Source organism: Pseudomonas sp. G7(2022) (assembly GCF_052660475.1).
Genome location: NZ_CP109659.1, coordinates 459,617 through 470,551 on the forward strand (window position 1 = coordinate 459,617; position 10,935 = coordinate 470,551).

7 protein-coding genes and 1 pseudogene are annotated in these 10,935 nt (G+C 61.5%); 5 read left to right on the forward strand and 3 right to left on the reverse strand.

Annotated features, from left to right (window positions below; all coding sequences use genetic code 11):
* The first annotated feature begins 275 nt into the window (after window positions 1-275).
* The 3 genes from gltB (at window position 276) to hemE (ending at window position 7,494) form a co-directional block, all read left to right on the forward strand.
* Window positions 276-4,721, forward strand: coding sequence for a glutamate synthase large subunit (gene gltB, locus NE357_RS02050; protein ID WP_169428511.1), 4,446 nt, complete (start codon window positions 276-278; stop codon window positions 4,719-4,721).
* A gap of 33 nt (window positions 4,722-4,754) precedes the next feature.
* Window positions 4,755-6,173, forward strand: coding sequence for an FAD-dependent oxidoreductase (locus tag NE357_RS02055; protein WP_169428512.1), 1,419 nt, complete (start codon window positions 4,755-4,757; stop codon window positions 6,171-6,173).
* Between the two features lie 253 nt (window positions 6,174-6,426).
* Complete coding sequence (gene hemE / locus NE357_RS02060) at window positions 6,427-7,494, forward strand: uroporphyrinogen decarboxylase (RefSeq protein ID WP_169428513.1); 1,068 nt, start codon at window positions 6,427-6,429, stop codon at window positions 7,492-7,494.
* A 70-nt stretch (window positions 7,495-7,564) separates the two neighbouring features.
* Here hemE and NE357_RS02065 read toward each other — a convergent pair whose 3' ends face one another.
* Entirely contained in the window at window positions 7,565-8,839 is a 1,275-nt protein-coding gene (locus tag NE357_RS02065; protein ID WP_169428514.1) for an MFS transporter, read from the reverse strand.
* Between the two features lie 118 nt (window positions 8,840-8,957).
* On the opposite strand from NE357_RS02065, the gene NE357_RS02070 reads away from it, so the two are divergent.
* Window positions 8,958-9,854: a LysR family transcriptional regulator gene (locus tag NE357_RS02070; protein WP_169428515.1), complete on the forward strand. Its 897-nt coding sequence runs from the start codon at window positions 8,958-8,960 to the stop codon at window positions 9,852-9,854.
* Here the strand turns inward: NE357_RS02070 and NE357_RS02075 are convergent, their stop codons facing one another.
* The gene (locus tag NE357_RS02075; RefSeq protein ID WP_169428516.1) at window positions 9,855-10,292 is read right to left on the reverse strand and encodes an excinuclease; all 438 of its coding nucleotides are present in this window, start codon (window positions 10,290-10,292) and stop codon (window positions 9,855-9,857) included.
* 55 nt (window positions 10,293-10,347) lie between these two features.
* Here NE357_RS02075 and NE357_RS02080 point away from each other — a divergent pair.
* Window positions 10,348-10,440 (forward strand): annotated as a pseudogene (locus NE357_RS02080) (helix-turn-helix domain-containing transcriptional regulator); the annotation flags it as partial.
* A 48-nt stretch (window positions 10,441-10,488) separates the two neighbouring features.
* Here NE357_RS02080 and NE357_RS02085 read toward each other — a convergent pair.
* Entirely contained in the window at window positions 10,489-10,929 is a 441-nt protein-coding gene (locus NE357_RS02085) for an excinuclease (protein WP_169428517.1), read from the reverse strand.
* Between the last annotated feature and the right edge of the window lie 6 nt (window positions 10,930-10,935).

A 10,935-nucleotide genomic window follows, 5' to 3' on the forward strand; every position in this document is an offset into this window, starting at 1 on the left:
CGCGTGCCTTGTGGTGTCTGCGTCACAGTAGTCTTTGAGTCGTTGCGGTCAAAATTAAAAAAGTTTTGACTAGCACAGCAGATCGTTTTAAACCTTTCACAAATGCGACATGGATTTGCGACATTTCGTCGTCAAATTTGTGAGCCTCTGTGTCGCTGTGTACAATGACCACCCTTTTGCCCCCGCAAAGCCGGCGTACGTTCGGCGCTAGGTGCAAGTGGTTGAATTGAAAAGAAATTTGCCTCGAAAAGAGGCAGCCTGGTGAGAAAGTGTCTATGAAAGCAGGTCTGTACCAACCAGATGAATTCAAGGATAACTGCGGTTTCGGCCTGATAGCCCATATGCAGGGCGAACCCAGTCATACCCTTTTGCAAACGGCCATCGAGGCCCTGACCTGCATGACCCACCGCGGTGGGATTAATGCCGACGGCAAGACCGGTGACGGTTGCGGTCTGCTGATTCAAAAACCCGACGCCTTCCTGCGTGCCATTGCCCAGGAAGCCTTCAGCGTCGAGCTGCCCAAGCAATACGCCGTGGGCATGGTCTTCTTCAATCAGGATCCGGCCAAGGCCGAAGCCGCTCGCGAGAACATGAACCGCGAGATCCTGGCCGAAGGCCTGCAACTGATCGGCTGGCGCAAAGTACCGATCGACACCAGCGTCCTCGGCCGCCTCGCCCTTGAGCGCCTGCCGCAGATCGAGCAGGTGTACATCGGTGGCGAAGGCCTGAGCGATCAGGACATGGCGGTCAAGCTGTTCAGCGCCCGTCGTCGTTCGTCGGTGGCCAACGCCGCCGACACCGACCACTACATCTGCAGCTTTTCCCACAAGACCATCATCTATAAAGGCCTGATGATGCCGGCCGATCTGGCCGCTTTCTATCCGGACCTGGGTGACCAGCGCCTGCAAACCGCAATTTGTGTGTTCCACCAGCGCTTTTCCACCAACACCCTGCCGAAATGGCCGCTGGCCCAGCCATTCCGCTTCCTCGCCCACAACGGCGAGATCAACACCATCACCGGCAACCGCAACTGGGCTCAGGCCCGTCGCACCAAGTTCACCAACGATCTGATGGATCTGGAAGAACTCGGCCCGCTGGTGAACCGCGTTGGCTCCGACTCTTCGAGCATGGACAACATGCTCGAACTGATGGTCACCGGCGGCATCGACCTGTTCCGTGGCGTGCGGATGATCATTCCGCCTGCGTGGCAGAACGTCGAAACCATGGACCCGGATCTGCGTGCGTTCTACGAGTACAACTCGATGCACATGGAACCGTGGGACGGCCCGGCCGGCGTTGTGATGACCGACGGTCGCTACGCGGTGTGCCTGCTCGACCGTAACGGTCTGCGCCCGGCGCGCTGGGTTACCACCACCAACGGTTTCATCACTGTCGCTTCGGAAATCGGCGTCTGGAACTACCAGCCGCAGGACGTGATCGCCAAGGGCCGCGTCGGTCCTGGCCAGATCCTCGCCGTGGACACCGAGACCGGTCAGATCCTCGACACCGACGCGATCGACAACCGCCTGAAATCCCGTCATCCGTACAAGCAATGGCTGCGCAAGAATGCCCTGCGCATCCAGGCGACCATGGAAGACAACGATCACGGTTCGGCTTTCTACGACGTCGATCAGCTCAAGCAATACATGAAGATGTATCAGGTCACGTTCGAAGAGCGTGATCAGGTACTGCGTCCGCTCGGCGAGCAAGGCTACGAAGCCGTCGGCTCGATGGGCGACGACACGCCGATGGCCGTGCTGTCCCAGCGCGTGCGCACGCCGTACGACTATTTCCGTCAGCAGTTCGCGCAGGTGACCAACCCGCCGATCGACCCGCTGCGTGAAGCGATCGTGATGTCGCTGGAAATCTGTCTCGGTGCCGAGCGCAACATCTTCCAGGAATCGCCGGAACACGCGTCGCGCGTAATCCTCAGCTCGCCGGTGATTTCCCCGGCCAAGTGGCGCTCGCTGATGAACCTCGACCGCCCGGGTTTCGAGCGGCAGATCATCGACCTCAACTACGACGAAAGCGTCGGCCTCGAAGCGGCGATCCGCAATGTGGCCGATCAGGCTGAAGAAGCCGTGCGTGCCGGTCGTACCCAGATTGTCCTGAGCGACCGCCATATCGCGCCGGGCAAACTGCCGATCCACGCCTCGATGGCCACCGGCGCGGTACACCACCGTCTGACCGAAAAAGGCTTGCGTTGCGACTCCAACATCCTGGTGGAAACCGCCACCGCGCGCGATCCGCATCACTTTGCGGTGCTGATCGGTTTCGGCGCCTCGGCGGTGTATCCGTTCCTGGCCTACGAAGTGCTGGGCGACCTGATCCGCACCGGTGAAGTACTGGGCGACCTCTACGAGGTGTTCAAGAACTACCGCAAAGGCATCACCAAAGGTCTGTTGAAGATCCTGTCGAAGATGGGCATCTCGACCATCGCCTCGTATCGCGGTGCGCAGCTGTTCGAAGCCATCGGTCTGTCCGAAGAAGTCTGCAACCTGAGCTTCCGTGGCGTGCCGAGCCGCATCAAAGGGGCGCGTTTTGTCGACATCGAAGCCGAACAGAAAGCACTGGCCACCGAAGCCTGGAGTCCGCGCAAGCCGATCCAGCAGGGCGGTCTGCTGAAGTTCGTCCACGGTGGTGAGTACCACGCGTACAACCCGGACGTGGTCAACACCCTGCAAGCCGCCGTGCAGCAGGGCGACTACGCCAAATTCAAGGAATACACCTCACTGGTGGACAACCGTCCGGTGTCGATGATTCGCGACCTGTTCAAGGTCAAGACCCTCGACACGCCGCTGGACATCAGTGAAGTCGAGCCGCTGGAATCGGTGCTCAAGCGCTTCGACTCCGCCGGTATCTCGCTGGGCGCCCTGTCGCCGGAAGCGCACGAAGCCCTGGCCGAAGCCATGAACCGCCTCGGTGCGCGTTCCAACTCCGGCGAAGGCGGCGAAGACCCGGCGCGCTACGGCACCATCAAGAGTTCGAAAATCAAACAGGTCGCGACCGGCCGTTTCGGGGTGACCCCGGAATACCTGGTCAATGCCGAAGTGCTGCAGATCAAGGTCGCCCAAGGCGCCAAGCCGGGCGAGGGCGGGCAACTGCCGGGCGGCAAGGTGAACGGGCTGATCGCCAAGCTGCGTTACGCAGTACCGGGCGTGACCCTGATTTCGCCACCGCCGCACCACGACATCTATTCCATCGAAGACTTGTCGCAGCTGATCTTCGACCTGAAACAGGTCAACCCGAAGGCGCTGGTTTCGGTGAAGCTCGTGGCTGAAGCAGGCGTCGGCACCATCGCCGCCGGTGTGGCCAAGGCCTATGCGGACTTGATCACCATCTCCGGCTACGACGGTGGCACCGGTGCTTCGCCGCTGACCTCGATCAAATACGCTGGCGCACCGTGGGAACTCGGCCTGGCCGAAACCCACCAGACCCTGCGTGGCAACGACCTGCGCGGCAAGGTCCGGGTGCAGACCGACGGCGGCCTGAAAACCGGCCTCGACGTGATCAAGGCCGCGATCCTCGGCGCCGAAAGCTTCGGCTTCGGTACTGCGCCGATGATCGCGCTGGGCTGCAAATACCTGCGTATCTGCCACCTGAACAACTGCGCCACCGGCGTCGCGACCCAGAACGAGAAGCTGCGCAAGGATCACTACATCGGCACCGTCGACATGGTGGTGAATTTCTTCACCTACGTCGCCGAAGAAACCCGTGAGTGGCTGGCCAAGCTGGGCGTGCGTTCCCTCGAAGAGCTGATCGGCCGCACCGATCTGCTGGAAGTCCTCGAAGGCCAGACCGCCAAGCAGCATCACCTGGATCTGACCCCGCTGCTGGGCAGCGATCACATCCCGGCGGACAAGCCTCAGTTCTGCGGCGTCGAGCGCAACCCGCCGTTCGACCAGGGCCTGTTGGCCGAGAAAATGGTCGAGATGGCGACATCGGCGATCAACGACCTCAGCGGCGCCGAGTTCGACCTGGATATCTGCAACTGCGACCGTTCGATCGGCGCAAGGATCTCCGGCGAAATCGCGCGCAAGCACGGCAACCAGGGAATGGCGAAAGCGCCGATCACCTTCCGCTTCAAGGGCACTGCCGGTCAGAGCTTCGGCGTGTGGAACGCCGGCGGTCTGAACCTGTACCTGGAAGGCGATGCCAACGACTACGTCGGCAAAGGCATGACGGGCGGCAAACTGGTCATCGTGCCGCCGAAGGGCAGCGTTTATCAGACTCAGAACAGCGCCATCATCGGCAACACCTGCCTGTACGGCGCCACCGGCGGCAAGCTGTTCGCCGCTGGCACCGCAGGCGAGCGTTTCGCCGTGCGCAACTCCGGTGCCCACACGGTCGTGGAAGGCACCGGCGATCACTGCTGCGAGTACATGACCGGTGGTTTTGTCTGCGTCCTGGGCAAGACCGGTTACAACTTCGGCTCTGGCATGACCGGCGGTTTCGCCTACGTGCTCGACCAGGACAACACCTTCGTTGACCGGGTCAACCACGAACTGGTGGAGATCCAGCGGATCAGCGGCGAGGCGATGGAAGCCTATCGCAGCCACCTGCAGAACGTGCTGAACGAGTACGTCGCGGAAACCGACAGCGAGTGGGGTCGTGAGCTCGCCGAGAACCTCGATGACTACTTGCGTCGTTTCTGGCTGGTCAAGCCGAAGGCTGCCAACCTGAAGTCGTTGCTTTCCAGCACCCGTGCCAACCCGCAGTGATATGCGCCTGAAGAGTTTGATGAGGTTTTAACAATGGCTGAACGTCTGAATAACGACTTCCAGTTCATCGATGTCGGGCGCAAAGATCCGAAGAAGAAACTGTTGCGTCAACGCAAGAAAGAGTTCGTGGAAATCTACGAACCGTTCAAACCCCAGCAGTCGGCCGACCAGGCCCACCGCTGCCTGGGTTGCGGCAACCCGTATTGCGAATGGAAGTGCCCGGTGCACAACTTCATTCCCAACTGGCTGAAACTGGTGGCCGAGGGCAACATCCTCCAGGCCGCCGAGCTGTCGCACCAGACCAACACTCTGCCGGAAGTCTGCGGCCGGGTGTGCCCGCAGGATCGTCTGTGCGAGGGTGCCTGCACCCTCAACGACGGCTTCGGTGCGGTGACCATCGGTTCGGTCGAGAAGTACATCACCGACACCGCATTCGCCATGGGCTGGCGCCCGGACATGTCCAAGGTCAAACCGACCGGCAAGCGTGTCGCGATCATCGGCGCAGGCCCGGCGGGCCTCGGTTGTGCCGATGTGCTGGTGCGCGGTGGCGTGACCCCGGTGGTGTTCGACAAGAACCCGGAAATCGGCGGTCTGCTGACCTTCGGCATCCCCGAGTTCAAGCTCGAGAAGACCGTGCTGAGCAATCGCCGCGAAGTCTTCACCGGCATGGGCATCGAGTTCCGCCTCAACACCGAGGTCGGCAAGGACGTGACCATGGAGCAACTGCTCGCCGAATACGATGCCGTGTTCATGGGCATGGGCACCTACACCTACATGAAGGGCGGTTTTGCCGGTGAGGACCTGCCGGGCGTTTATGACGCGCTGGATTTCCTGATCGCCAACGTCAACCGCAACCTGGGCTTTGAAAAGTCGCCGGAAGATTTCGTCGACATGAAAGGCAAGAAGGTCGTGGTGCTGGGCGGTGGCGACACGGCGATGGACTGCAACCGCACGTCGATCCGCCAGGGCGCCAAGTCGGTGACCTGCGCCTATCGTCGTGACGAAGCGAACATGCCCGGCTCGCGCAAAGAGGTGAAAAACGCCAAGGAAGAAGGCGTGAAGTTCCTCTATAACCGCCAGCCGATCGCCATCGTTGGTGAAGACAGGGTCGAAGGCGTGAAAGTGGTCGAGACCCGTCTCGGCGAACCGGACGCCCGTGGCCGTCGCAGCCCCGAGCCGATCCCGGGCTCCGAAGAGATCATCCCGGCCGACGCCGTGGTCATCGCCTTCGGCTTCCGCCCGAGCCCGGCGCCGTGGTTCGAACAGTTCGAAATCCAGACCGACAGCCAGGGCCGCGTCGTTGCGCCCGAGCAAGGTCAGTACAAGCACCAGACCAGCAACCCGAAAATCTTCGCCGGTGGCGACATGGTGCGCGGTTCCGACCTGGTGGTGACGGCGATCTTCGAAGGCCGCAATGCGGCGGAAGGGATCCTGGATTACCTGGGCGTCTAAACCCGGATCCTGAGCCAAAAGCAATAACCCTGTGGGAGCGAGCCTGCTCGCGATAGCGGTAAATCAGTCACCAGAAGTATTGGCTGACAATCCGCTATCGCGAGCAGGCTCGCTCCCACAGTTGTTTCTCGCTGTTGCTGATGCCCCGTATTTATTGCGACAAATTGACCCGATAGACAAAAGGCTGACCTGCATCCGTGCCTTTTGCGTCGCGCTCTGAGAAAATGCCCGCACTTTTTTTCCGGATGCCGACATGACTGCCCTGAAGAACGACCGTTTCCTCCGCGCCCTGCTCAAGCAACCCGTAGACGTCACCCCTGTGTGGATGATGCGCCAGGCCGGCCGCTACCTGCCGGAATACCGCGCCAGTCGTGCCCAGGCCGGTGATTTCATGAGCCTGTGCATGAATCCGGAATTCGCCTGCGAAGTCACGCTGCAACCGCTGGACCGCTATCCGCAACTGGACGCGGCGATCCTGTTCTCCGACATCCTCACCATTCCCGATGCCATGGGCCAGGGCCTGTACTTCGAGACCGGTGAAGGTCCGCGCTTCAAGAAAGTCGTCAGCACCCTGGCCGACATCGAAGCCCTGCCGATCCCGGATCCGCACAAAGACCTCGGTTACGTGATGGACGCGGTCAGCACCATCCGCCGCGAACTGAACGGTCGTGTGCCGCTGATCGGTTTCTCCGGCAGCCCTTGGACCCTCGCCACGTACATGGTCGAAGGCGGCTCGTCGAAAGACTTCCGCAAGACCAAGGCGATGCTCTACGACAACCCGCAAGCCATGCACCTGCTGCTGGACAAGCTGGCGCAGTCGGTGACCTCGTACCTCAATGGCCAGATCAAGGCCGGCGCGCAAGCGGTGCAGATCTTCGATACCTGGGGCGGCAACCTGTCGGCGGCGGCGTATCAGGAGTTCTCCCTGGCCTACATGAAGAAAATCGTCAGCGGCCTGATCCGCGAGCACGACGGTCGCAAGGTACCGGTGATCCTGTTCACCAAGAACGGCGGCCTGTGGCTGGAAAGCATCGCCGACGCCGGCGCCGACGCACTGGGCCTGGACTGGACCTGCGACATCGGCAACGCCCGCGCTCGCGTCGGCGACAAGGTCGCCCTGCAAGGCAACATGGACCCGACCGTGCTGTACGCCAAGCCTGAAGCGATCCGCACCGAAGTCGGGCGCATCCTCGCCAGCTACGGCAAAGGCAGCGGCCACGTGTTCAACCTCGGCCACGGCATCACGCCGGAAGTCGATCCGGAACACGCCGGCGCGTTCCTGCGCGCGGTGCACGAGTTGTCGGCGCAGTATCACGAGTGATCGGCGCTCAGCTCTAATGTTAGAAAACAAAAACGCCCGGCTTATGCCGGGCGTTTTTTGTGGGCGTGAATCAAGCTTTGACGCCACCCAGCGGCGGCAGCTTCGCCAGCTTCAACGCCACCAACAGCGCCACCAGCAGCAGCGCGCCGATAAACAGGCCAATCCCGTTCCACCCGGCCATGTGCCAGAACACCCCGCCCGCCGTCCCGGCGATGCTCGACCCGGCGTAATAGCTGAACAGGTACAGCGACGACGCCTGGCCCTTGGCCTTGAGCGCCCGACGGCCGATCCAGCTGCTGGCCACCGAGTGTGCGGCGAAGAAACCGAAAGTGAAGATCAGCATGCCGATGATCACCAGTGGCAGCGGGGTGAGCATCGTCAGCGCGAGGCCGGCGAACATCAGGGCGATGGTGGCCCACAGCACTTTGCGGCGACCCAGTTTGTCGGCCAGCGAACCGATTTTGGCCGAGCTGTAGATACCCGACAGGTAGACCACCGACAACAGCCCCACAAACACTTGATCCATGTGGTACGGCTCGGCGAGCAGGCGATATCCGATGTAGTTGAACAGCGTGACGAACGCGCCCATCAGCACGAACGCCTCAAGGAACAGCAGCGGCAGGCCGGCATCACGAAAGTGCATGGTGAAACCATCGAGCAGGCTGCGTGGATGCAGCGAGCGGGAGCGGAAGTTGCGCGACTCCGGCAGGATTTTCCAGAACACCGCCGCCGCGATCAGCGCCAGACCGCCGATCACCAGCATCGCCGTGTGCCAGCTGACGAAGTCGATCAGTACGCCGGTGATCAACCGCCCGCTCATCCCGCCAATCGCGTTGCCGCCGATATACAGGCCCATCGCCAGACCGATGTGTTGCGGATGGATTTCCTCGCTCAGGTACGTCATCGCCACCGCCGCCAGACCGCTGAGCGACAACCCGATCAGCGCACGCATGATCAATACGCCGTGCCAGCTCGGCATCATCGAACTGGCGATGGTGCACAGGGCTGCAGCAAACAGCGCGGCGACCATCACCGGTTTACGCCCGACCCGATCGGAAATCGGACCAGTGATCAGCAGACCGAACGCCAGCATGCCGGTGGCCACCGACAGGATCAGGCTGCTCTGCGCCGCGTTGATCGAATATTCGTGAGACAGCAGCGGCATCATCGGCTGCACGCAGTACAGCAGGGCGAACGTCGCGAAGCCGCCGCTGAACAGCGCGAGTACCGTGCGCATGAACGCGGGCGTGCCTTTCTCGATGTAGATCTCTTGCAGTTCGGTCAGCACATCGTCCGCCGCAGCGGGCGGGACTTCATGGGCCAGTGGAGCGACGGCGGTTTTCACATCAGACCTCGGAGGGCGCGGGCAGGCAGGCAATGAAAAAATCATATAGCTGGCTAATGTTTCTATCCAATATATTGTTCGACCTGTTTGATAGCTTTAACGACTTAATGGGGTGTCCATGGAATTGCGTCACTTGCGCTACTTCATCGCCGTCGCCGAAGAACTGCACTTCGGCCGCGCCGCACAGGTGCTGGGCATCTCCCAGCCACCGCTGAGCCAGCAGATTCAGGCGCTGGAACAGGAAGTCGGCGCACGGCTTTTCGAGCGTACCAATCGTCGGGTTGAACTGAGCGAAGCCGGGCGACTGTTTCTGGAGGAAGCGCGGCTGGTGCTGGCCCAGGTCGATAAAGCGGCCGACGTGGCCCGCCGTGCGCAACTCGGCGAGCTGGGTGAACTGAAGATCGGCTTCACCTCGTCGGCACCGTTCAACTCGACCATTCCCCAGGCGATCTTTTCCTTTCGCCAGCGTTTCCCGGCCGTGCACCTGAACCTGCGGGAGATGAGCAGCACCATGGTGGCCGACGCACTGGTGGACGAGTCGATCGAGGTCGGCATCATGCGCCCGCTGGGTTTGCCTGATTCGCTGAGCGTGGTCGAGTTGACGCGCGAGCCTCTGGTGGCGGTGCTCAGTTCCAAGCATCCTCTGGCCCAAGGCAGTGAGGAAGGTCTGTTTCTCTCGGCGTTGGCTCTGGAGCCGTTCGTGTTCTTCCCACGCAGCTATGGCAGCGGTCTGTACTCGCAATTGATCAGCCTGGCCCGTGACGCCGGGTTCAGTCCGCACTTCGCCCAAGAAGCGGGGGAGGCGATGACGATCATCGGCCTGGTGGCGGCGGGCCTGGGCGTCTCGGTCATGCCGGCCTCGTATCAGCGGATGCGCATTGACGGCGTGGTCTACCGACCGCTGCTCGATCCCGAGGCGGTGACGGCGGTGTGGCTGGTGCAGCGCAAGGATCAGAAATCGCCGATGGCCAAGGCCTTTGTCGAGCTGCTCACGCGCAAGGTCGAAACCGGTTGATCAGGGCAGCCGCACCAGATCGCCCTTCAACGCCACCCGCGTCACAAACACCCCGGCCCGACATTCGTATGTGTTCAGATCCTTGCGCACATGCTGGTCGTAATAGCTGACGATGTTGGTCACCGCATTGGCCCCGACGCGCTTGGCCTCGGCCTGCAGCGCAATCAGGTTCGACTGCAAGACCCACTCGCAGGAGTCGTGATCGCTCTTGTTGAAGCCGTTGGTCTTCAAGTCGCTGACCACCCCGCGCTTCAACAACTGCTGTGTGCCCTGGGGCCCGTTGCCGATCAGATAAAACTTCACACTGCCATCCAGCCGCCCGGCACGAATCGCATCCGACAGCACGGTTTCGAACGGCATGTACATCAGATTGGTGGCGTGGCTGGCACTGGGGAGCAGGCTGAAAAGGGCGGCGGCGATCAGGGCTTTTGCTTGCATGGTCATCTCCTTGACGTAACGCGCAGCAAATCATGGGTATGACGAGTGTAGACGCCACCGCGCACTGTCAGGCGAGGTAAAACCCGAGTTTGGAACGATCCTGAAAGTCATGAAAGCGCTGGGGCTGAAGTTGCACGCCAGCACATGAGCTGAACGACGAAGGGCGCCGAAAGGCGCCCTTTGTCGTTTCCGACAGTTACTGAACCGTCGCCAGATCACCCTTCAAGGCAACGCCGGCCATGATCGCGCCCGCGTGGCACTCATAGTTCTTCGCATCCTTGCGCTCGTTGCTCTTGTAGAAGCTGACGATGTTGGTCACGGCGTTGGCGCCGGCGTTTTTCGCCGCCTGGTGCAGGCTGATGATGGCCGATTGCACGACCCACTCGCAGGCTTCCTGGTCGGACTTGTTGAAGGCGTTGGTCTTCTTGTTGGTCACCGCGCCAGGGCTGACGACGCTGACTTTGCCGGCCGGGGCGTTCCCTGCCAGATAGAACTTCACGCTGCCGTCGATCTTGCCGGTACGGGTTGCTTCTGCGACCGCCTTGTCGAACGGCAGGTACACCGCCGTGTCACGGGCCTGGCTGACGGCTGGCAGCGCGCAGATGAGCAGGGCGGCAGCGAGTTTGTTCAAACGCATGGAGGT